Origin of the sequence: Paraburkholderia sp. RCC_158, assembly GCF_041355255.1 — a bacterium.
GTDB lineage: Bacteria > Pseudomonadota > Gammaproteobacteria > Burkholderiales > Burkholderiaceae > Paraburkholderia > Paraburkholderia graminis.
Map to the genome: position 1 here is coordinate 328,569 of NZ_JBFUPM010000002.1, position 22,209 is coordinate 350,777.

The following is a 22,209-nucleotide window of genomic DNA, read 5'->3' on the forward strand; positions in this document are numbered from 1 at the left end:
TTGCCGCACGACTCAATCTTCCTTGTTGACGATCCACTCGTGCGCCGGGTCGTTACGGAAATGCCACGTGCGCTGCGCGCCCGCCATCACGTTCAGATAGTACGAGTCGTAGCCATACGGCACGACGACCGGATGATAGCCGCGCGGCACCATCACGACGTCGTGATTCTCGACCGCCATCGATTCGTCGATGTCGCGCATATCGGTGTACACGCGCTGAAACGCAAAACCCTGCGGCGGATTCAGCCGATGGTAGTACGTCTCCTCGAGCGAACTTTCGTGCGGCACGTTGTCGGTGTCGTGCTTGTGCGGCGGATAGCTCGACGCGTGGCCGCCCGGCGTTCTCACCTCGACCACCAGCAGCGACTCGGCGGGTTCGGTCTGCGGAAGAATATCGCAGACGTAACGCGTATTCAGGCTTTTGCCGCGCGTGGAGCGTTTCATCGAAGACGGCTCGATCAGGCGCGCGGGCAACTCGCCTTTTGCAGGCGCGCTCGCCACGCCGATCTCCGCATCGCGGCATGCACGCACCGCGGCGCGCACGCCTGGCGGCAAATACACCGCATAGGGCGCGGCATCTTCGAACACGCTGTCGCGCGAACCGAGCGAACTCCACTTCGCGTGCTGCGTTTCGATGTCGACCGCGCCCGTGAGCACGACGATGCACACTTCGCGCGACGGCTCGAACACATGCACGACTTCACTCGTGCCGAGACGATAAGCGGCGAAGCCGACATAGCGCCAGCACGCCGACTGAGGTGTCACTCGCGCGATTGTCTGGCCTTCGCGCTCGGCCTTCACTAACAGACTCATGCTGCCTCCTGCGTGTCGAGCGGCGCATCGACCAATGCACGCAATGTATTGAAGCCTTTTTGCGCGTACTCGAACGACGGCGCGACGACCGGGTCCTGTTCTGCTTCGACCACCAGCCAGCCGCAATAGCCGTGCCGCTTCAGACGCGCGATGATCGATGGAAAGTCGACGGCGCCGTCGCCGGGCACCGTGAACGCGCCTGCGATCACCGCATCGAGAAAACTCCAGTTGCGATTGCGCGCGAGCTTCATGACGGCGGGGCGCACATCCTTGCAGTGCACATGGCAAACGCGGCCGATGTGCTTGTCGAGCACGGCGAGCGGATCGCCGCCTGCAAACGTGATGTGTCCCGCGTCGAACAGCAGGCCGACTGCGTCGCTCGTGCGCGACATCAACTGGTCGACGTCGGCGGGCGTTTCGACGTACGCGCCCATGTGATGATGGTAAGCAAGCCGCACGCCGCGGCTTAGCGTATAGCGTGCGAATTCATCGACGCGCGCGGCATATGCGGCCCATTGCGCGTCGCCGAAAAAACGCGGCCTCTGATACAGCGGCTTCGGCGCGCCCTGAATCGAATCGGCCACTTCGCCATACACCATGACGGTCGCGCCGTTTTGCGCAAGCAGGTCGAGATGCGGGCCGACCGCCGCGATTTCCTCTTCGACGCTGCCGCGCGCGAGACGCCCCGAATACCATCCCGACACGAGCGCGAGATCGTATTGCGCGAGCAGCGTCTTCAATGCCTGCGGTTCGCGCGGAAATTTGTTGCCGAGTTCGAAGCCCTGATAGCCGATCTGCCGGCCTTCGGTCAGCGCGACCTCGAGCGGCGTTTCGCCGCCGAGCGAGGGCAGGTCGTCGTTCATCCACGACAATGGGTTGATGCCGATGCGTACGTTGAAAGCTGTCATGCGAGCGATCCTCGGTCGTTGACGTCGTTATCATTTTCGCTGCTGTGCTCTGCAACGCCGGATGGTTTTCCGCGTGCCGCAATCTGCGCGTCGTAGTTCGCTCGCGCATCGCGCACGCTTGCCCTCGACGATACTTCGGGCACCGCGACTTCCCACCACCAGCCGCCGTCGGTCGTCGTGCGAGCCGGGTCGGTGTCGATGCTAATGACGTATGTGCGATCCGCGGCGCGCGCACGTTGCAGCGCGGCTTCGAGTTCCGCGACGTTCGCCGCATGCTCGGCATGCGCGCCGAGCGCACGCGCATGCGCGGCGAAGTCGATGCGCGGCGCGCCAAGCGGCCCTTGCTTGCAATCGTCGAGCAGGTTGTTGAACGGCGCACCGCCGCATGCCTGCTGCAGTCGATTGATGCAGCCGTAGCCGCGATTGTCGAGCACCACGACAATCAGCTTCGCGCCGAGCATCACGGAAGTCGCGATCTCGCTGTTCATCATCAGATAGCTGCCGTCGCCGACCATCACGATCACTTCGCGCTCGGGACGCGCGAGCTTCGCACCGAGCCCGCCGGCGATCTCATAGCCCATGCACGAGTAGCCGTATTCGACGTGATACGCGCCCGGCGTTGCCGCGCGCCACAGCTTGTGCAATTCGGCGGGCAAGGTGCCCGCCGCGCATACGACGATGTCGTTGGCCGGCGAGTTCGCGCTCGAACGCTGCACGGCGCCGATCACATCGCCCTCGTAAGGCAGCACGGCGTCGCGCTGCGGCGCGTGCGTGAGCGTATGTACGGTGTCGCGCCAGCTTGCCGCGAGCTGCTGCGCGCGAGCGGTCCACGCGCGGTCCGCATGCCAGTCTTGCAGGCGTGAGCCAGGCCCATCGAGCGCATCGAGCGCCTCGAGTGCGAGTCGCACGTCCGCTTCGACCACTTGCGCGCGATGCTTGAGGCCGTCGAATGCATTCGCATTGATGCCGATCACGTCCGCCTGCGTGAAGAGCGTGTTCGAGCCGGTCGTGAAATCCTGCAAACGCGTGCCGAGCGCGAGCACACAGTCGGCGTCGCGCGCGAGTGCGTTAGCGGCGGGCGAGCCGGTGACGCCGAGCGCGCCAACGTTCAATGGATCGTCGCATGCGAGCGAACCCTTGCCCGCCTGCGTCTCCGCGACCGGAATGCCGTGCGCGGCGGCGAAGCGTTGCAGCGCGTCAGTCGCGTGGCCGTACAGCACGCCGCCGCCCGCGACGATCAGCGGCCTCTGCGCGCGCCGCAAGCGCTCGATTGCCCGCTCGATTTCATCGACGCGCGGCGCCGGCGCATAAAACGTCACGACGCGCGGCGCGAAGAAATCGGCGGGGAAGTCCCACGCCTGCGCCTGAACATCTTGCGGCAACGCGAGCGTGACGGGCCCGCAAGACGCGGCGTCGGTCAGCACGCGCAGCGCGCGCGGCAACGCGCTCAACAGTTGCGCGGGATGCACGATGCGATCGAAGTAACGCGACACGGGTTTGAACGCATCGTTGGCGGACACGCCGCCGTCGTGAAAGTCTTCGACCTGCTGCAAAACCGGGTCCGGCGCGCGCGACACGAAAATGTCGCCCGGCAACAGCAGCACCGGCAAACGGTTCACATGCGCGAGCGCCGCGGCAGTGAGCAGATTCGTCGCTCCCGGTCCGATCGAAGTCGTGACCGCCATCATGCGGCGGCGGAAATGCGCCTTCGCGTACGCAATCGCGCTATGCGCCATCGCCTGTTCGTTATGCGCGCGCAGCGTGGGCAATTCGTCGCGATGCTGATACAACGCCTCGCCCATGCCCGCGACGTTGCCGTGACCGAAGATCGCGAACACGCCGCCAAAGAGCGGCTCGGTGCCGAGACCGTCTTCGGTCGCGACGCGTTGCGCGGCGAGATAACGCACGAGCGCTTGCGCGGTGGTCAGGCGAATCGTGCCTTCCCGCACCGCGCCGCCCACGGATGCCGCGTGGCCGTGCTCATGTTCCTGCTCGCGTTTGTGATCCATCATGCGCTGATTCATGCGGCCTGCTCCTGATGAACATGCGTCTTCGCGTCGGGTTCGCCGGCCACGGAATCACGCGCCGCGCGCCACGATGCGATCAGCGTTTCGAAGATGCGGCGCACGCGCGCGATCAGTTCGTCGTCGCCGATTTCACCGGCAAGCCACGCATGGCTCGGCTCGTGAAAGATCGTGCGGCCCACCGTGAAGCCGCGGCACGTCGACGAGCGCGCCGCCGCGCGAAAGCCATCGTTTAACTGCTCGACACCCGCCGACAAACCGAGCAGCACGACGCCGCGGCAATACGGATCGCGCTCGGCGATCAACGCGTCGACGTTGCGCCACTGCGCGGCGTCCATCGGTTCGAGCTTCCACCACTCGGGATAGATGCCGATGTTGTAAAGCCGCTTTAACGCGCGGTACACCACGTTCGGTCCTTGCGGCAAGTTCGGGTGCTTCGGCGGAATCACTTCGAGCAGCAACTCGTGGCCGCTTGCCTGCGTTGCATCGTAGAGCGCGCGCAATTGCGCTTCCTGTTCGAGACGCTGTTCGATCGGCTCGTCGGGATGGAATTGCACGAGGCACTTCGCGACGTGCTCTTGCGGCCACGTGACGAGCGTCGTGCCCACGGAGCGTCCATGATCGAAGACGAGCGGCACCGAGCCCGGCAACTCGACGGGGCGGCCGATCCACCAGCCGCGGCCGGTCGCCGCATTCAGCGCATCCTGACCATAACGATCGTCGATCAGCACGCCGATGCGGCCTTGCAAACCCAACGCGCTTTCGGTCTGCGAGACCGCCTCGACGAACAGGCCCTTGAGCCTCGCGATACGCGCGTCGCTCGCGCCGGTCTGCTGCGCGAGTTCGAAGAACTGGTTGCGGTGATCGAATGCAAAGCCGAGTACTTCGTTCCATTGCTTGCGCGCGGGCGTCACGCGATGCAGGCGCGCGAGCGTCGCGTCACGGTCGGGGCGGCGCATGCGCTCGGGGTCGGCTTTCGCCTCGCGCAGGAAGTAGTCGAGTTCGGCGGGCGTCGGCATGGCCGGCGCGCACGCGTGGCGCGAGACCACCAGGGCGCCGCTCGCGTTCGCGGCGCGCGCGCATGCTTCGAGCGGTTGATCGCGCAACCATCCTGAGAGAAAGCCGGAGGCGAACGCGTCGCCCGCGCCGAGCACGTTCAGCACTTCGACTTCCACGCCGCCGTGAACCGGTACGTCGTCGAGCGAGGCGGGCACTTTGCCGTCGATAATCTGGCAGCCCAGCGGCCCGCGCTTGAGCACGAGCGTGGCGGGCGTGACCGCGCGCACCATCGCGAGTGCGTCGACGAGTTCGCTCTTGCCGCCTGCGATGCGAAACTCTTCTTCGGTGCCGATCACGAGATCGAACAACGGCAGAATGCGCTGCAAATGCGCGGTGACGCCTTCGCTCGCGACAAAGCGCGTTTCGCCGTCCGCCTTGCCCGTGAGACCCCACAGCACCGGACGATAGTCGATGTCGAGCACGGTGCGCACCTGGTTGCGCCGCGCGTAGTCAAGCGCGCGGCGGCTCGTGCGGTTCACCTGCTCGGTGGAAAAGTGCGTGCCGGTAATCAGCAGCGCTTTCGACGACGCGATAAACGCTTCATCGAAATCCGCTTCGTCAACGGCCATGTCCGCGCAATTCTCGCGATAGAAAATCAGCGGGAACGTATCGCGGTCTTTCAGGCCGAGCAGCACGAGCGCGGTCAGGCGTTCCTGATCGACGCGCACGTGGCTGACGTCGCAGCCTTCCTTCGTCAACGTCTCGGTGAGAAAGCGGCCCATGTGATCGTTGCCGACGCGCGCCAGCATCGCCGCGGCAAGTCCGAGCCGCGCGCAGCCGAACGCAATGTTCGCCGACGATCCGCCGAGATACTTCGCGAAGCTCGACACGTCCTCGAGGCGCGCGCCGACCTGCTGCGCGTAGAGATCGACGGCGAGGCGGCCAAGGCACACGATGTCGCGGCTGCGCTCCGGCGCGAAGCGGCTGCCGGCGTTCGCGCCGGACATGCCCGCGGTTTCGCCCGAGGTCTGTGCCGGTGTGCCGCCGAATGTACTGGAATGAGCCATGAATGTCCCTGAATGACGGAGCGCGGCAAGCGGTTTCATCGCTGCGCCTGCCGCGCGAATGAATCAGATCGTTGCGCCTTCGAGTTCGCCGATCATCTTCTGCATCTCGGCGCCGCCCGCCATCATGTCGAGCACTTCGTCCTTGCTGATGGTTTCCTTCGTGAAGGTGCCGAGCGATTTGCCGCGATTGAGCAGCGTGAACGAGTCGCCGATCGGATACGCGTGATGCACGTTGTGCGTGATGAAGATCACCGAGATGCCTTTCGCGCGCGCCTTGTGAATCAGCTTCAGCACGTTGAAGCTCTGCTTCACGCCGAGCGCGGCGGTGGGCTCGTCGAGAATCAGCACGCGTGCGCCGAAGTGAATCGCGCGCGCAATCGCCAGACACTGTTTCTCGCCGCCCGACATCGTGCCGATCGGCTGATGCGGATCGCGCACGTTGATGCCCATTTCCGCGAGCTTGTCGCGTGCGGTGGTGGCGCTGGTTTCGAGGTCCATCACGTTCAGGAAGCCGAACAGTTTCTTTTGCGGCTCGCGTCCCATGAAAAAATTGCGCGCAACGGAAAGCAGCGGTACGAGCGCGAGATCCTGATAGACGGTGGCGATGCCCAGATCGAGCGCGTCTTTCGGCGACTCGAACAAAACCGGCTTGCCGTCGACCAGATACTGGCCCGATGACGGCTGATGCACGCCGGCCAGCGTCTTGATGAGCGTGGACTTGCCCGCGCCGTTGTCGCCGAGCAGGCAGTGCACTTCGCCGCGCTTCAGGCGCAAGGTCACGCCGCTTAGCGCGATCACCTTGCCGAAGTACTTGTTGACGTTTTCGAGCGCGAGGATCACGTCGTCTTGCTGCGCGGCGGCGGTTGCCACCGGCGCTTCGTGGGTCACAGGGTTCGTATCCGACATGTTCGTCTCCTCGTTACGATTGCGACACGCGACGGCGCACGTAGTGGTTGAACAGCACCGCGATCAGCAGCATCACGCCGAGAAACACGCGGAACCAGTCGGAACTCACGTTCGTATAGGTGATGCCGATCTGCACGACGCCGAAGATCAACGCGCCGAAGCAGGCGCCGACCACGGACCCATAGCCGCCCGTCAGCAAGGTTCCGCCGATCACCGCCGCGATGATCGCTTCGAATTCCTTCTGCAAGCCGCGATCCGCCGCAGCCGAGCCGATGTCGCACACTTGCAATACCGCGAACAGGCACGAGCAGAACGCGGTCAGCACGAACAGCAGAATTTTCACGCGGCGCACCGGAATGCCCACGTTCTTGGCTGCGTTCGCATCGCCGCCGACTGCGAGAATCCAGTTGCCGGCGCGCGTCTTTGCCAGAACGAATGCGCAGATTGCGGCGAGGCCGAACCACCACAGAATCACCTTCGGAATGCCAGGCACCAGCGCATGACCGTTATCGAGCAGCGTGCCGATGCCGTGGTGCGCGAGCATCGTGAAGAGGCCATTGAGCGCGACGCCGTGAAAGAGCGTGTTGGCGAGCCAGTCCTGCTGCGCGAGATCGCCGACGCCCGAGACGATGGTGCGGTCGGCGAACATGATCGATAGCGCGAGCGTGAGGCCGCGCAGAATGAACAGGAAGGCCAGCGTGACGATGAACGACGGCAGCCGCGTGCGCATCACGAGATAGCCGTTGAGCGCGCCGAGCAGCATCGAGCCGGCGAATGCAAAGAGGATCGAGAGCGAAATCGGCCAGTGAAAGTACACGCTCGGAATCGCGACCATCATGCCGGCGAAGCCGATCATCGAGCCGATCGAGAGGTCGAACTCGCCCGCGATCATCAAGAGACATGCGCCGACCGCGAGGATGCCGAGATACGCGGACACCTGCGACCAGTTCATCACGCCGTCGAGATTGAACATGCCGGAGCCGCCGGCCGTCAGCGCGAAAACGAGAAACACGAGTACCGCGCCGGAAATCGCGGCAAATTCAGGGCGGTTCAGCAGATGACCGAACCACGATTCCTTGCGCACGCGCTCGTCGCGTCCGTCGCGCGCTTCGGCGTCCGGGCGCGGCGCGGCGTTATGCGAAGCGGCGCTGTTTGGATCGACGTGCGGTGGGAAGTGTTTGCCGGCTACACCCATGATGTCTCCTTGGAGCCGGCTGTGCGTTAGGGCAGGCGGGAATGCGTTGCGAGAACGACAGCCGGTGAAATGCGCGCTGGCGGCGAGGCTGCCGGGCGGGAGCGATGCCCGCCGCGCGCGTGACTAGCTAGAAGAAAGAATCAGCGATACTGCCCTGCGTACTTGATGACCTTGTCGAGGTTTTCCTTCGTGATGAAGCCCGGGCCCGAACGAATGTTCTTCGGTCCATACGACGGCGCGAGACCGTACGTCGCGAGCCGCGCCTTGAACTTCGGATTCGCTTCGAGAATCTGGCGGATTTTCGCGGGGTCGGTGGTGTGCTCTTTCTTCACGATGGCGAGCACGGCGACCGGAATATAGCCCTGCAAATACGGCTGCTGATCGATCGCGAACTGGATCGTGCCGTTCTGGATGGCCTTCGCGATGTCGTCGGAGAAGTCGAACGTGCAGAAATAGATCTTGCCGTTCAGGCCCATTTGCTGGACCGCTTTCAGCGTGGCCGACGCGGGCGTCGGTCCGAGCGTGAGAATCGCGCCGGTGTTCGGATGGTTGCGCAAATAGGCGCTGACCTTCGACTGGATCTCGGTCGGGTCCTGGCCGGAATCGATGGTGGACGATTTATAGTCGACGCCGATCGCATCCGCGAAACCACGGCAACGGTCGAACGAAACGGTGTTGGTCGCGAGGTGATTCACGCACACGAACGACTTCACGCCGGCCGCTTTCGCCTTCTCGCCCGCCGCCTTGCCGGCGACGTATTCGGGCTGGCCGACGTGCATGATCGCGCCCAGTTGCGCGCTCTGTTCCTCGGTGCCGGAATTGATCGTGACGAGCGGAATCTTCTTCGCGGTCACCTTGCTGATGGAGCTCTTGAGCACATCGTAATCGGCGATGGTGACGATCACGCCGTCGTAGTTGCGCGCGGCGGCCTGCTCGACGAGGCGCGCCATATCGGCGATGTCGCCGTTCGGCGGATTGCGATAGTCGGTCTCGACGTTGAAGTCCTCGTCGGCCTGCTTGATCGCGTTCTTGATCGTGTTCCACCAGGAATCGGAGTCCGGCGCGTGGCTGATCAGCACGAAATGAGCGTCAGCCGCGCGGGCGGCCGAAGCCGCGCCGAATCCCGTCGCCAACGTCAATGCCGTCACCAGAATCCTGAGCGTAGCCTTGCCCTTGCAAAGTCTCATGTCTCCACCTTTCTCGGTCTGTCGTTATTGAGGGAGCGACGCAACTGCGCCGAAGCGCCATCGCTCACGACCAAGATTAGGTCATCTTCGAGGGTGGTGCAACAGAAATTTCATCGTGAATAAAAATGGAAAATACGTTCCATTTATGCGATGCGCTGCCTATAATCGGCAACGTCAAACACGTCGTGCGGCGCGCGTCGAAAGCGTCTGCCGCACTGCGACAAAGCACCGAAGAGAGACTCATGGCGGAAGAGAGCACCGAGGAATTGCCGAGCGTCGAAGAATTGATGCAGCGCATCGCGGAAAACTACGAAGCGTTGCCGCGTCAGTTGAAGAACGTCGCGACGTATATCGAGCAGCATCGTTCGAGCGTGATGGTCGATCGCACGAGTGATATTGCCGCAAGCTGCGGCGTGCATCCGTCGGCCGTGGTGCGTTTTGCGCAGCGCTTCGGCTTCTCCGGCTTCTCCGATTTGCAGGCGGTGTTTCGCCAGGCGTACACAGGGCAGGGCGCGTCGTCGCCGAGTTATCAGCAGCGCATTCGCAAGCTGATCGACGACAAGCCTGGCGCGCTGTCGGGCGGCGCGGTGGCGCGCGAATTCATCGCGGCGTCGCGCGGCGGCCTGGAAGAACTCGAAGCGGGGCTCGACGACAAGCAGTTCGACGCCGCCGTGAAAATGCTGCAGCAGGCGGACAACATCTATGTGATCGGCGTGCGGCGCTCGTTTCCGGTCGCGAGCTACATCGTCTATGCGTTGCAGCACACGCCCAAGCGCGTGCATCTGGTGTCCGGTTTCGGCGGCATGTATCGCGAGCAGATTCGCAGCGTGAAGAAGGGCGACGTGGTGATCGCGATCAGCTTCGCGCCGTATGCGAAGGAAACGCAGTATTGCCTGCGCGTCGCGCATCATCATCAGGCGAAGACGCTGGTTATTACGGATAGCCAACTATCTCCGCTCGCCCGTTACGCGAGCACTCAACTGTATGTGAAAGAGGGCAGCGCGTTTGCGTTCCGCTCGCTGACCAGCACGATCTGCCTGTGCCAGGCGCTTTTCATCGCGCTCGCGTACAAGCTCGAACTGAACGTGGAAGAATCCAAAGACACTGGAGGATACGATGACTGACGCAGCACAACCGATCGACGTCGCGGTGTTCGGCGCGGGGCGCATCGGCAAGATTCACGCGGCCAATCTCGCGCGGCAGCCTGGCGTGAGGCTCAAGTATGTGGTCGATGTGAATCGCGAAGCGGCCGCGGCGCTCGCTGCCGCGCATGGCGCGCAAGTGGCGGACATCGACGGCGCGATGGGCGACGCTTCGGTCGGCGCCACGGTGATCTGTTCGAGCACCGACACGCACGCCGATCTCATCATGAAGTCGGCCGCGCAGAAAAAGCACGTGTTCTGCGAGAAGCCCGTCGACCTCACGCTCGAACGCGCACGGGCCTGCGCGGACGCGGTCGAACGCGCGGGCGTGGTCTGCATGATCGGCTTTCAGCGCCGCTTCGACCCGACGTTTTCCGCGCTGAAGGCGCGTCTCGACGCGGGCGAAATCGGCACGCCGGAAATGCTCATTGTGACGAGCCGCGATCCGGGGCCGCCGCCGGTCGAATACATCCGGCATTCGGGCGGCATCTTCAAGGACATGCTGATTCACGACTTCGATATCTTCCGCTGGATTCTGGATGACGAAGCCGACACGCTGCATGCGACCGGCAGTTGCCTCACCGATCCGGCGATTGCAAACGCGGGCGACATCGACTCGACGGCGGTGACGATCCGCACGAAGCGCGGCCGTCTGTGCCAGATCAACACCGCGCGCCGCGCCGCCTATGGTTACGACCAGCGCTTCGAAGTGCTCGGCAGCGGCGGCATGCTGCAAGCGGGCAATGTGCGGCCCACTGAAGTCACCGCTTATTCGAAGACCGAAGTATCGAGCGACGTGCCGGAGGCGTTTTTTCTCGAACGTTATCGCGCGGCGTACGCGCTGGAAATCGCGCATTTCTTCGAAGCCGTGACGCAAGGCAAGCCGGTGCGCACGACCGTCGCCGACGGCGTGAAGGCGCTCGAACTCGCCGAGGCCGCAACGCTTTCGTGGCGCGAAGGCCATGCGGTCAAACTCGGCGAGGCCGCGCGATGAATGCCGCGGCAGCGCATGACAAGCGCGTTCGTCTGGGCGTGGTCGGCCTTGGTCGGCTCGGCAAACGGCATGCGGAGAATCTCGCGTATCGCGTGCCGGGCGCGGAACTGGTCGCCGCTTGCAGTCCGCTGGAAGAGGAGCGGGCATGGGCGCGCGGGGCGTTGCCGTCGCCGCGTCTCTACGACGATTACGCGAAGCTGCTCGACGATAGCGAAGTGGATGCCGTGTGGCTCGTCACGCCGTCGTCGTTGCACGCGCAACAAATCATCGACGCATTGCGCGCGGGCAAGCACGTGTTCTGCGAGAAGCCGTTGTCGCTCGATCTCACCGAATGCGAGCGCGTGCTGGCCGAGGCCGCGCGCTTTCCGCATCTTCGGGCGACGATCGGCTTCATGCGGCGCTTCGATCCGAGCTACAAGGATGCATTCGACAAGATCGCGGCGGGCGCGATAGGCCGGCCGTTTCTGGTGCGCTCGCAGACCACGGACACGAACGATACCGACGGTTTTTTCGTGCGCTTTGCGGCGACCTCGGGCGGCATCTTTCTCGACTGCACGGTGCACGATATCGACGTCGCGCGCTGGCTGCTCGGCAAGCCGCGCGCGACACGCGTGTTCGCGGCGGGCGCGGTCGCGTTACATGAAGGCCTGCGCGAATTCGGCGACGTCGACAACGGCGTCGCGATCTGCGAATTCGAGGGCGGCAAGCTCGCGATGTTCTACGCGTCGCGCACCCAGGCGCACGGCAACGACACGCATAGCGAAGTGATCGGCACGGCCGGCGCGCTCGCGGTCGGACGCAATCCGCGCGCGAATCGCGTGGAGATTTATGACGCGAGCGGGATTCGCAACGAGTGCACGCCGAGCTTCTTCGACCGTTTCGAAGACGCGTTTTTGCACGAGGCGCGCGCGTTTGTCGCGGCGGTGCAGGGCGGGGCGGGCTCGGATGCGCAAGCGGGTGCAACGCTTGCCGACGCGCTCGAGGCGACGCGCATCGGCAATGCGTTGCGGCAGTCGCTGCAGAGTGGGCAGGCGGTGACGCTTTAGCGCCGGGATCGCGGCGGCGGCACTCTCAACGCCGCCACCGGCAGCGCGGCGCAGGCTGCGGTAGAATTTGACCCTCTGTCTGGCGTCGCACAACGGCGTCTCGTCCCGAAGGTCATCGTCGATGCAAATTCAGATTCACAAGGAAGTCGATGCGCGCGGGCTGATGTGCCCGCTGCCCATCCTGCGCGCCAAAAAGGCGCTCGCCGATATGGAAAGCGGCCAGATTCTCAAGGTGCTCGCCACCGACCCCGGTTCGCAGCGCGATTTCGCCGCGTTCGCGAAGCAGACCGGCAATGAGATCGTCGAGAGTTCGTCGCACGACAAGGTTTTCACGTTTCTGATGAAGCGCCGCTGACGCAGGCGCTGAAACACGTTCGCTCAAACGCGTCCGCTGAAAACGCGCGCTGCAAACAAAAGGCGCTGTGCCCGCCAAAGCGGGGCACAGCGCCTTTTTCATTCGCGCGAAAGAATCAGCCTTCGAGCACCGGCGAACGCGTCCGCAGATATTCTTCGAAATCCGCGGCCACTTCCGGATGGCGCAGCGCGAATTCCACCGTCGCCTTCAGATAGCCGAGCTTGCTGCCGCAGTCGAAACGCGTGCCGTGATACTTGTACGCGAGCACCTGTTCGTCGGCGAGCAGCGATTGAATCGCGTCCGTCAACTGCAGTTCGCCGCCGGCACCGGGCTTGATCGAGCGGATGTGGTCGAAAATGCGCGGCTTCAGCACGTAACGGCCGACAACGCCGAGATTGGACGGCGCGACGTTCGGCTCCGGCTTCTCGACGATGCCCGACATCTTGATGATCGAGTCTTCCCATTCCTTGCCGTCGACGATGCCGTACGACTTGGTTTCCTGCGCCGGGATCTCTTCGACGCCGATCACCGAGCTGTGATAGTGGTCGAACACCTCGATCATCTGCGTCATGACGGGCGGCGTACCGTACAGCAGGTCGTCCGCGAGAATCACGGCGAACGGGTTGTCGCCCACCAGCTTCTCGGCGCACAGCACCGCGTGGCCGAGGCCGAGCGCTTCCGGCTGACGCACGTAGAAACAGTCGACGTGGCTCGGCTTGATGCTGCGCACGAGTTCGAGCAGCTTGTCCTTGCCGCGCGCCTCGAGCTCCGCTTCGATTTCGTACGACTTATCGAAGTGATCTTCGATCGCACGCTTGCTGCGGCCCGTGACGAAGATCATCTCCGTGATGCCGGCCGCCATGGCTTCTTCCACCGCGTACTGGATGAGCGGCTTGTCGACGATAGGCAGCATTTCCTTCGGGCTTGCCTTCGTGGCAGGGAGGAACCGGGTGCCAAGACCTGCTACCGGAAATACCGCCTTTGTAACTTTTAGCATGTGATTTACCCTGAGTCCTCTGGTTTAATCATTCCGTGCCCGCCGCGCGGGGCGGGCGTGGAGCGCCGATCAGGCCGGCAAGCGCGCGAGCTGCGCTTTCAACTTGCCGACAGTCGCTTCGAATTCCGCCAGCCTTTTCTGCTCCTGCTCGACGACTGCGGGCGGCGCCTTGGCGACAAAACTTTCGTTCTGCAGTTTGGCATTGCACTTGACGATTTCCGTGCTCAACCGCGCAATCTCTTTCGACAGGCGCTCGCGCTCGACGGCCACATCGATCTCGACCTTCAGCACGAGCTTGTCACTTCCTACGATAGCAATTGGCGCGCCATCTGCCTGCGCGTCGAGCGTTGCTTCGTCGGCGATGATCTGCACTTCGGAAAGACGGGCCAATGCCTGGGCGTACGGAGCGAAACTGCGCAGACGCTCCGCGTTGCCGGTGACGAGCAACGGCACCTTCACCGCCGGCGACAGATTCATTTCGCCGCGCAGATTCCGGCACGCATCGATCATTGCCTTCAGGTCGGCGGCCCATTGCTCCGCTTCTTCGTCGATCTTCGACATCTCGGCAACGGGATACGGCTGCACCATGACGGACGCTTCGCCCTCGGCCTTGTCCGCGGGATAACGCCCGGCCAACGGCGCAACTTTTTGCCACAACGCCTCGGTGATGAACGGAATCACCGGATGCGCGAGGCGCAACACCGTCTCGAGCACGCGCAGCAGGGTGCGCCGCGTCGCGCGCTGCTGGTTCGGCTGACCCGTCTGGATCTGCACCTTCGCGAGTTCGAGATACCAATCACAGTATTCGTCCCATACGAACTTGTATAGGGCGTTGGCCACATTGTCGAAGCGATAGTCGGCAAAACCCTTGGCGACTTCCGCTTCCACGCGCTGCAAGAGCGACACGATCCAGCGATCCGCCGACGAAAAATGCAGATGCCCGTCCGGCCCGCATTCGCCGCATTGCGCCGGCTTGCCGAAGCCGCAGTCGTGGCCTTCGCAGTTCATCAGCACGAAGCGGGTGGCGTTCCACAGCTTGTTGCAGAAGTTGCGGTAGCCTTCGCAGCGCGCGAGGTCGAAGTTGACGTTGCGCCCGAGCGTGGCCATCGACGCCATCGTGAAACGCAGCGCGTCGGTGCCGAACGCGGGAATGCCGTCGGGAAATTCCTTGCGGGTTTTCTTTTCGATCGACGCCGCCTGCTTCGGATTCATCAGGCCGGTGGTGCGCTTCGCGACGAGCGCATCGAGCCCGATGCCGTCGACGATATCGATCGGATCGAGCGTATTGCCCTTGCTCTTCGACATTTTCTGGCCTTCGGCGTCGCGCACGAGGCCGTGCACGTAGACCGTGTCGAACGGCACCTTGCCCGTGAAGTGCGTGGTCATCATGACCATGCGCGCGACCCAGAAGAAGATGATGTCGAAGCCCGTGACAAGCACCGACGACGGCAGGAAGTGCTTCAGTTCCTGCGTCTCGTTCGGCCAACCGAGCGACGAAAACGGCACGAGCGCAGACGAAAACCATGTATCCAGCACGTCTTCGTCGCGCTTGAGCGGGCCGGTATAGGCAGCTTCGGCTGCTTTTTCGCGCGCGCCTTCTTCGGTCTTCGCGACGAAGATTTCGCCGTTTTCGCCGTACCACGCCGGAATCTGATGACCCCACCAGAGCTGGCGCGAGATGCACCAGTCCTGGATGTTTTCGAGCCACTGGTAGTACGTGGAGGTCCAGTTTTCCGGCACGAATTTGATCTGGCCGTTGCGCACCACGTCGAGCGCGGTTTCGGCGATCGACTTGCCCGGATTGAATGTGCCCTCGGGCGCCGGCTTGCTCATCGCGACGAACCACTGGTCGGTCAACATCGGCTCGATCACGACGCCGGTGCGGTCGCCGCGCGGTACCATCAGCTTGTGCGGCTTGACGGATTCGAGCGCGCCGAGCGCTTCGAGGTCGGCGACGACCTGCTTGCGCGCGTCGAACCGGTCGAGGCCGCGGTATTTTTCCGGCGCGTTCTCGTTGATCTTCGCGTCGAGCGTGAGAATTTCGATTTGCGGCAGCTTGTGGCGCAGGCCGACCTGGTAGTCGTTGAAGTCATGCGCGGGCGTGACCTTCACGACGCCCGTGCCGAATTCCCGGTCGACGTAGTCGTCGGCGATGATCGGCACTTCGCGGTTGGACAGCGGCAGCGTGACGGTCTTGCCGATCAGGTGCGCGTAGCGCTCGTCTTCCGGATGAACCATCACGGCGGTATCGCCGAGCATGGTTTCGGGACGCGTGGTGGCAACCGTGAGATGACCCGAGCCGCCCGTCAGCGGATACTGGATGTGCCACAGGTGGCCGTTTTCTTCCTCGCTGACCACTTCGAGATCGGACACGGCCGTGAGCAGCACCGGGTCCCAGTTCACCAGCCGCTTGCCGCGATAGATGAGCCCCTGTTCATAGAGGCGCACGAACACATCGCGCACGGCGGTCGACATTTTGTCGTCCATCGTGAAGTATTCGCGCGACCAGTCGATCGACGCGCCGAGACGCCGCACCTGGTTCGTGATGGTGGAGCCGGATTCCTGCTTCCATTCCCACACGCGTTCGACGAATTTCTCGCGGCCCAGATCGTGGCGCGACACGCCTTTCGCGTCCAGTTGCCGTTCGACGACGATTTGCGTGGCGATGCCCGCGTGGTCCGTGCCCGGCACCCACAGCGTGTTTTCGCCGAGCATGCGGTGATAGCGGGCGAGGCCGTCCATGATGGTCTGATTGAACGCGTGGCCCATGTGCAGGGTGCCCGTGACGTTCGGCGGCGGCAACTGGATCGAGAAGTCTTTCCGGTTGCCGTCGAAAGCGGGCGCGGCGTACGCGCGCTTTTCCCATTCGGGGCCCCAGTGGGCTTCGACGGTGTGCGGCTCGAAGCTCTTGGCCAGGGTGGAGGAGGTATCGCTCGGGGTGTCGCTCATGTGTCGATCGGCTGATGAATGCGGGGAATGTTCGATTATAAGCGGCGCAGCAGGCGCGGGCCTGGTTTTGGGGTTGGGTCGGTCGGCTTGCGTTGGCCCGCTTCGGATCTCGCCAGCCCGCGCCCGTCATAAGACAGCGCTCCGCCCGCGCCGCTCATGGTGAACCCGCGTTGTCCACGCGGCGGCGCGTACTTTATGCTTCATTCACGCGCTTGCCGCCGCCGCTATCCGCTGCTACCCGCTGCCGTGCGCCGCGGCGCGCCCGCGTCTTTAGGTTTTTTCACCGCACCCGAAGGATCGCCGCCGATGACCCGCTACCGCGACTTCCACCGCCGTTCGATCAACAATCCCGAGGCATTCTGGCGCGACGAGGCGCGGCGCATCCATTGGGAAACGCCGTTCGATACCGTGCTGGACCGCTCGAACCCGCCGTTTGCGCGCTGGTTTGTCGGCGGACGCACGAACCTGTGCCATAACGCGGTGGACCGGCATCTGGTGGAGCGCGCGCAGCAAAACGCGCTCGTGTATGTGTCGACGGAAACGGGTATCGAGCGCCGTTATACGTATGCCGAGCTGTACGCGGAAATCAACCGCATGGCCGCGGTCATGCGCTCGCTCGGCGTGAAGCGCGGCGACGTGGTGCTGCTCTATCTGCCGATGATCCCCGAGGCGCTGTTCGCGATGCTCGCCTGCGCGCGGCTCGGCGCGATTCACTCGGTCGTGTTCGGCGGCTTCGCGGCGCCGAATCTGGCCGCGCGCATCGACGACGCAAAGCCGGTGCTGATTGTGACCGCCGACGCCGGCGCGCGCGGCGGCAGGGTGATCGACTACACGCCGCTCGTCGACGAGGCGCTCGCCCGGGCGAGCCACAAGACGCCGCGCGTGCTGCTGATCGACCGGCAACTCGCGCCGGAGCGCCTGAACGCGAATTATCTGGTCGACTACGAACCGCTGCGTGAAAAGTTCTTCGACGCGCACGTGCCCTGCGAATGGCTCGAATCGAACGAGCCGTCTTATGTGCTCTACACGTCGGGCACGACCGGCAAGCCGAAGGGCGTGCAGCGCGACGTGGGCGGCTATGCGGTGGCGCTGGCGGCGTCGATGGAACACATCTTCGAAGGCAAGGCCGGCGACACGATGTTCACCGCGTCGGACGTCGGCTGGGTGGTGGGCCACAGCTATATCGTCTACGCGCCGTTGCTCGCGGGACTGACCACGGTGATGTACGAAGGCACGCCGATTCGCCCGGACGGCGGCATCTGGTGGCGCCTCGTCGAGCAGCACAAGATCAACCTCATGTTCACCGCGCCGACCGCGCTGCGCGTGCTGAAGAAGCAGGACCCGGCGCTGCTGAAACAGGCCGATCTGTCGAGCCTGCGCACGCTGTTTCTGGCCGGCGAGCCGCTCGACGAACCGACCGCCTCGTGGATCGCGGGCGCGCTCGGCAAGCCGGTCATCGACAACTATTGGCAAACCGAAACCGGCTGGCCGATGCTCGCGATTCCGCGCGGCGTCGAGGCGCTGCCGACCAAGCTCGGCTCACCGGGCGTGCCGTCGGCCGGCTTCAGTCTGACCTTGCGCAACGAACTGACGGGCGAACCGTGTCCGCCCGGCGAGAAAGGCGTGTTGACGCTCGACTATCCGCTGCCGCCGGGCTGCATGTCGACCGTATGGGGCGACGACAAGCGCTTTGTCAGCACGTACTGGTCGAGCGTGCCGAACCAGCAGGTGTATTCGACCTTCGACTGGGGCATTCAGGACGAAGACGGCTACGTGACGATTCTCGGCCGCACGGACGATGTGATCAACGTCGCGGGCCACCGGCTCGGTACGCGCGAAATCGAGGAAGCGCTGTCGAGCCATGCGGCCGTCGCGGAAGTCGCCGTGGTCGGCGTGACGGACGCCGTGAAGGGGCAGGCGGCGATGGCCTTCGTGGTGTTGCGCGACGCGCAGGCTTACGCCGACGCGGGCACGCGCACGAAGCTGGAAGCCGAACTGACGACGACGGTGGACCGGCAGCTCGGCGCGATCGCAAGGCCGTCGCGTGTGGTGATCGTGTCGATGCTGCCCAAGACGCGCTCGGGCAAGCTGCTGCGCCGGGCCATCGCGGCGCTCGCGGAGGGACGTGAGCCGGGCGAGCTGCCGACCATCGAAGATCCGGCGGCGTTGCAGCAGGTGCGTGAGGGGTTGAAAGGGTAGGTGGTTTTCGCCGAGCGGGTGGGGTTGCCGACTCAGCGCTCGCCGCGCGCCTTCAGAAAGCGCGTCAGGATCGCATTCGAATACGTGCCGGCGATCTCCGTGAGAAACGAGACGAACGATGCCGGCGCGTGGTCGTCGGCGGTATCGGAGATGGTCCGCACGACCGCGCACGGCACGCCGTACTCGTGACAGACCTGCGCGATCGCCGCGCCTTCCATCTCGACGGCGAGCGCGTCAGGCAACGCGTCGCGCAGCGCGCGCACGCCCGCCGCGCTGGCGACGAACTGATCGCCGCTGATAATCAGCCCTCGATGCACGCGCGCCTCGCGCGTGCCGAAACGCGCGGCCGACGCCGCGCCTTCGTCCGCAATGAAACGCTCACAGGCTTGCGCGAGTTGCGCGGCGAGCGCCGCGTCCGCTGCGAAACGCGACATGCCGAGGAGCGGCACCTCGAAGCGCGGAAAGAGCGGCGACGCATCGAGATCGTGCTGCAACAGCGCATTCGCCACGACGATGTCGCCGACTCGCACCTGTTCGCCGACACCGCCCGCGACGCCGGTGAAGACGACGGCCTCGACATCGAATGCATGAATCAGCGTGCTGACCGTGGCCGCCGCCGCGACTTTGCCGACGCGCGCCAACGTCACGACGCACAGCACGCCGTGGACGGTGCCGACGTGATAATCGCGCCGGCCGTGGATCACGGTACGCACGCCGGATTCCGCGCGCATCCCCTCGATCAGGTCGCCGAGTTCCTGCGGCAAGGCCGCGAGCACGCCGAGCGGGCGTTGCGTAACGTGCGTAACCTGTGCATTAGCTGCTTGCGGATCGTCCAGCGGATCGTCCAGCGGACCGCCAGCCTGCGCCGTGCGCTCGCCGCCGTCGACGCCGCTCACTCAACCGCCTGCAATTTGGCAACCGTCAGCGCCAGCCATTTCTCGCCGTGGCGCTTGAACTTGACCTGCGCCTTCGCGTCGGTGCCGCCGCCTTCGAGCGCGGTGATCGTGCCTTCGCCGAACTTCGTGTGGAACACCTGCTGGCCGACGCGAAAACCGGCTTCCGCCGCGCGCTGTTCATTGGCGAAAGCGGGCAAGGGCGCTGCCGCCGTCGATGCGCCGCCGCCATAGCCCTGCTGACGGTCGGGCCGCGCGAACCAGTCGCGCCCATAGCCCGCGTTGTCGGAGCGGCCGCCCCAGCGCGCGCCCGCCTCGACCTTCGGCGTGAGCCACTTGAGCGTTTCCTGCGGCAGTTCGTCGAAGAAACGCGAGCGGATGTTGTAGCGCGTCTGGCCGTGCAGCATCCGGCTTTGCGCGAATGACAGATACAGGCGCTCTTTCGCGCGCGTGATCGCGACGTACATCAGGCGGCGCTCTTCTTCGAGACCGTCCGACTCCATCGCGCTGTTCTCATGCGGGAACAGCCCCTCTTCGAGGCCCGTGATGAACACGGCGGTAAATTCCAGACCCTTCGCCGCGTGCACTGTCATTAGTTGCACGGCTTCCTGGCCGGCCTGCGCCTGGTTGTCGCCGGCTTCGAGCGACGCATGCGACAGAAAGCCCGCGAGCGGCGTCATCGTGTCCGGATTCTGCGCGGGGTCGGCAATGCCGGGCGCGTCGAGCACGACGACGTTGGGGTCGTCGGTGGCGACGGCCAGTTCCGGCGCGGCCGTCGCGCCTGGGCGCAGCGGAATGGAGCGCGCCGGCGTGTTCATGCCGTAGCCCTCTTCGCTGACGAACGCCGCGGCGGCGTTCACGAGTTCCTGCAAGTTTTCCAGCCGGTCCTGGCCTTCGCGCTCGTTCTGATAAAAGTCGGCGAGGCCGCTTGCGCGCACCACGTATTCGACGGTGTCCGGCAAGCTCATCTGCTGCGTTTCCGCGCGCATCTTGCCGATCAGGTTCGCGAACGCCGCGAGGCTCGAGCCCGCCTTGCCGGCGACATACGGAATCGCCGCGGCCATCGAGCAGTTGTAGAGCCGCGCCGCGTCCGCGAGTTGTTCGATCGAGCGCGCGCCGATGCCGCGCGTCGGGAAATTGACGACGCGCGCGAACGCGGTGTCGTCGTTCGGATTGTCGATCAGGCGCAGATAGGCGAGCGCGTGCTTCACTTCCTGGCGCTCGAAAAAGCGCAAACCGCCATACACGCGATACGCGATGCCCGCATTCACCAGCGTGTGCTCGATCGTGCGCGACTGCGCGTTGCTGCGATAAAGCACCGCGACTTCGCTGCGCGACGTGCCCGTGTTGATGAGCGCCTTGATTTCCTCGACGATCCAGCCGGCTTCCTGAGTATCCGTCGCGGCCTCGTAGACGCGCACCGGCTCGCCGTGACCGGCGTCGGTGCGCAGATTCTTGCCGAGGCGCCGCGAATTATTCGCGATCAACTGGTTGGCCGCGTCGAGAATATGGCCGTGCGAGCGGTAATTCTGTTCGAGCTTGATCAGATGCCGGACGTTGAACTCGTGTTCGAAGTCGCGCATGTTGCCGACGTTCGCGCCGCGGAAAGCGTAGATCGACTGGTCGTCGTCGCCGACCGCGAAAATCGAATTCGTCTGGCCCGCGAGCAGCTTCAGCCACGCGTATTGCAGCTTGTTGGTGTCCTGAAACTCGTCGACGAGAATGTGTCTGAAGCGCGCCTGATAGTGCGCGCGCAGCGGCGCGTTGTGCGCCAGCAGTTCGTAGCAGCGCAGCAGCAGCTCCGGAAAATCGACGACGCCTTCGCGCTGGCACTGCTGGTCGTAGGCTTCGTAGAGCTCGACGAATTTGCGGTTGAAGTTGTCGGTGGCGTCGACGTCTTTCGGGCGCAGCCCTTGTTCCTTCGCGTTGTTGATGAAGTACTGGAGGTTCTTCGCCGGGTACTTTTCATCGTCGATGTTGAGGCCCTTCATCAGGCGCTTGATCGCGGACAGTTGGTCCGCGGTATCGAGAATCTGGAACGTGGCGGGCAGCGCGGCGTCGCGATGATGCGCGCGCAGCATGCGGTTGCACAGGCCGTGGAAGGTGCCGATCCACATGCCGCGCGTGTCGATGGGTAACAGCGCCGACAGACGCGACATCATTTCGCGCGCGGCCTTGTTCGTGAACGTCACCGCGAGGATGGTGGCCGGCGACGCGAGGCCGTGCTGGATGAGCCACGCAATGCGCGTGATGAGCACGCGCGTTTTGCCGCTGCCTGCGCCGGCGAGAATCAGCGCGGGCTCGTTCGGAAGCGTGACGGCGGCGTGTTGTTCGGGGTTGAGATTGGCTAGCAGATCGGGCATTTTTTCGGAGGGACGGCGGGGTGTTCGTCATTATATGCCCCGACGCTCGCTTGCTTTTTTTGCCTCGTGAGCAGGGTTTGGCGTGTGGGGTTTTACGTTGCCGGAGCCGACGCGCGGCCAGCATGCTTCCCGGCCGACAACAGGCAGGCGCCTCATCCGGCCCGCCGCGGCA

The 22,209-nt window shown here is 64.3% G+C and carries 16 protein-coding genes; 5 read left to right on the forward strand and 11 right to left on the reverse strand.

The genetic code is table 11. The features are described 5' to 3' along the window. Positions 1-12: 12 nt before the first annotated feature. The 7 genes from iolB to AB6809_RS05930 all read right to left on the reverse strand — a co-directional run bounded on the left by iolB (position 13) and on the right by AB6809_RS05930 (position 9,099). Positions 13-813, reverse strand: a complete 801-nt coding sequence (gene iolB, locus AB6809_RS05900; RefSeq protein WP_006052392.1) for a 5-deoxy-glucuronate isomerase — start codon at positions 811-813, stop codon at positions 13-15. Further along, complete coding sequence (gene iolE, locus AB6809_RS05905; RefSeq protein ID WP_029967691.1) at positions 810-1,721, reverse strand: myo-inosose-2 dehydratase; 912 nt, start codon at positions 1,719-1,721, stop codon at positions 810-812. Before iolE ends, iolB begins: the two co-directional genes overlap by 4 nt. After that, the gene (iolD, locus tag AB6809_RS05910; RefSeq protein WP_029967690.1) at positions 1,718-3,745 is read right to left on the reverse strand and encodes a 3D-(3,5/4)-trihydroxycyclohexane-1,2-dione acylhydrolase (decyclizing); all 2,028 of its coding nucleotides are present in this window, start codon (positions 3,743-3,745) and stop codon (positions 1,718-1,720) included. Before iolD ends, iolE begins: the two co-directional genes overlap by 4 nt. Next, a complete protein-coding gene (gene iolC / locus AB6809_RS05915) occupies positions 3,742-5,811 on the reverse strand; it encodes a 5-dehydro-2-deoxygluconokinase (protein WP_029967687.1) in 2,070 nt (689 codons plus the stop codon). The genes iolD and iolC overlap by 4 nt, the downstream gene beginning before the upstream one ends. A gap of 63 nt (positions 5,812-5,874) precedes the next feature. Continuing rightward, on the reverse strand, positions 5,875-6,717 hold the full coding sequence (locus AB6809_RS05920; RefSeq protein ID WP_029967685.1) for an ATP-binding cassette domain-containing protein: 843 nt from the start codon (positions 6,715-6,717) through the stop codon (positions 5,875-5,877). 13 nt (positions 6,718-6,730) lie between these two features. Beyond that, entirely contained in the window at positions 6,731-7,912 is a 1,182-nt protein-coding gene (locus AB6809_RS05925; protein WP_029967683.1) for an ABC transporter permease, read from the reverse strand. A gap of 140 nt (positions 7,913-8,052) precedes the next feature. Then, positions 8,053-9,099 carry a sugar ABC transporter substrate-binding protein gene (locus tag AB6809_RS05930; RefSeq protein ID WP_006052398.1) on the reverse strand — a complete coding sequence of 349 codons (1,047 nt, stop codon included), beginning with the start codon at positions 9,097-9,099 and terminating at the stop codon, positions 8,053-8,055. A 242-nt stretch (positions 9,100-9,341) separates the two neighbouring features. Here AB6809_RS05930 and AB6809_RS05935 point away from each other — a divergent pair, with 242 nt between their 5' ends. From AB6809_RS05935 to AB6809_RS05950, 4 genes are all read left to right on the forward strand, one after another. Further along, the gene (locus AB6809_RS05935; protein ID WP_029967682.1) at positions 9,342-10,223 is read left to right on the forward strand and encodes a MurR/RpiR family transcriptional regulator; all 882 of its coding nucleotides are present in this window, start codon (positions 9,342-9,344) and stop codon (positions 10,221-10,223) included. Beyond that, positions 10,216-11,235, forward strand: a complete 1,020-nt coding sequence (gene iolG / locus AB6809_RS05940) for an inositol 2-dehydrogenase (protein ID WP_029967681.1) — start codon at positions 10,216-10,218, stop codon at positions 11,233-11,235. The genes AB6809_RS05935 and iolG overlap by 8 nt, the downstream gene beginning before the upstream one ends. Then, complete coding sequence (locus tag AB6809_RS05945; RefSeq protein ID WP_371026071.1) at positions 11,232-12,281, forward strand: Gfo/Idh/MocA family oxidoreductase; 1,050 nt, start codon at positions 11,232-11,234, stop codon at positions 12,279-12,281. Before iolG ends, AB6809_RS05945 begins: the two co-directional genes overlap by 4 nt. Positions 12,282-12,408: 127 nt before the next feature. Then, positions 12,409-12,636, forward strand: coding sequence for a sulfurtransferase TusA family protein (locus tag AB6809_RS05950; protein ID WP_029967676.1), 228 nt, complete (start codon positions 12,409-12,411; stop codon positions 12,634-12,636). A gap of 115 nt (positions 12,637-12,751) precedes the next feature. Here AB6809_RS05950 and galU read toward each other — a convergent pair whose 3' ends face one another. After that, positions 12,752-13,633 carry a UTP--glucose-1-phosphate uridylyltransferase GalU gene (galU, locus tag AB6809_RS05955; protein WP_006052403.1) on the reverse strand — a complete coding sequence of 294 codons (882 nt, stop codon included), beginning with the start codon at positions 13,631-13,633 and terminating at the stop codon, positions 12,752-12,754. A gap of 69 nt (positions 13,634-13,702) precedes the next feature. Then, positions 13,703-16,582, reverse strand: coding sequence for a valine--tRNA ligase (locus AB6809_RS05960; protein WP_029967675.1), 2,880 nt, complete (start codon positions 16,580-16,582; stop codon positions 13,703-13,705). Between the two features lie 306 nt (positions 16,583-16,888). Here AB6809_RS05960 and AB6809_RS05965 point away from each other — a divergent pair, with 306 nt between their 5' ends. Then, entirely contained in the window at positions 16,889-18,781 is a 1,893-nt protein-coding gene (locus tag AB6809_RS05965; RefSeq protein ID WP_029967674.1) for a propionate--CoA ligase, read from the forward strand. A 32-nt stretch (positions 18,782-18,813) separates the two neighbouring features. Here the strand turns inward: AB6809_RS05965 and AB6809_RS05970 are convergent, their stop codons facing one another. Both AB6809_RS05970 and AB6809_RS05975 read right to left on the reverse strand, forming a co-directional pair. Next, positions 18,814-19,629 (reverse strand): 5'-methylthioadenosine/adenosylhomocysteine nucleosidase, encoded by an 816-nt coding sequence (locus AB6809_RS05970; RefSeq protein WP_307258538.1) that lies wholly within the window; start codon positions 19,627-19,629, stop codon positions 18,814-18,816. 44 nt (positions 19,630-19,673) lie between these two features. Then, positions 19,674-22,037, reverse strand: a complete 2,364-nt coding sequence (locus AB6809_RS05975; protein ID WP_029967672.1) for a UvrD-helicase domain-containing protein — start codon at positions 22,035-22,037, stop codon at positions 19,674-19,676. Positions 22,038-22,209 lie beyond the last annotated feature (172 nt).

Excerpts from the sequence above, each read along its gene's own strand:
- iolB (WP_006052392.1), bottom strand. The coding sequence starts at position 813 with ATGAGTCTGTTAGTGAAGGCCGAGCGCGAAGGCCAGACAATCGCGCGA.
- iolE (WP_029967691.1), bottom strand. The coding sequence starts at position 1,721 with ATGACAGCTTTCAACGTACGCATCGGCATCAACCCATTGTCGTGGATG.
- iolD (WP_029967690.1), bottom strand. The coding sequence starts at position 3,745 with ATGAATCAGCGCATGATGGATCACAAACGCGAGCAGGAACATGAGCAC.
- iolC (WP_029967687.1), bottom strand. The coding sequence starts at position 5,811 with ATGGCTCATTCCAGTACATTCGGCGGCACACCGGCACAGACCTCGGGC.
- AB6809_RS05920 (WP_029967685.1), bottom strand. The coding sequence starts at position 6,717 with ATGTCGGATACGAACCCTGTGACCCACGAAGCGCCGGTGGCAACCGCC.
- AB6809_RS05925 (WP_029967683.1), bottom strand. The coding sequence starts at position 7,912 with ATGGGTGTAGCCGGCAAACACTTCCCACCGCACGTCGATCCAAACAGC.
- AB6809_RS05930 (WP_006052398.1), bottom strand. The coding sequence starts at position 9,099 with ATGAGACTTTGCAAGGGCAAGGCTACGCTCAGGATTCTGGTGACGGCA.
- AB6809_RS05935 (WP_029967682.1), top strand. The coding sequence starts at position 9,342 with ATGGCGGAAGAGAGCACCGAGGAATTGCCGAGCGTCGAAGAATTGATG.
- iolG (WP_029967681.1), top strand. The coding sequence starts at position 10,216 with ATGACTGACGCAGCACAACCGATCGACGTCGCGGTGTTCGGCGCGGGG.
- AB6809_RS05945 (WP_371026071.1), top strand. The coding sequence starts at position 11,232 with ATGAATGCCGCGGCAGCGCATGACAAGCGCGTTCGTCTGGGCGTGGTC.
- galU (WP_006052403.1), bottom strand. The coding sequence starts at position 13,633 with ATGCTAAAAGTTACAAAGGCGGTATTTCCGGTAGCAGGTCTTGGCACC.
- AB6809_RS05960 (WP_029967675.1), bottom strand. The coding sequence starts at position 16,582 with ATGAGCGACACCCCGAGCGATACCTCCTCCACCCTGGCCAAGAGCTTC.
- AB6809_RS05965 (WP_029967674.1), top strand. The coding sequence starts at position 16,889 with ATGACCCGCTACCGCGACTTCCACCGCCGTTCGATCAACAATCCCGAG.
- AB6809_RS05975 (WP_029967672.1), bottom strand. The coding sequence starts at position 22,037 with ATGCCCGATCTGCTAGCCAATCTCAACCCCGAACAACACGCCGCCGTC.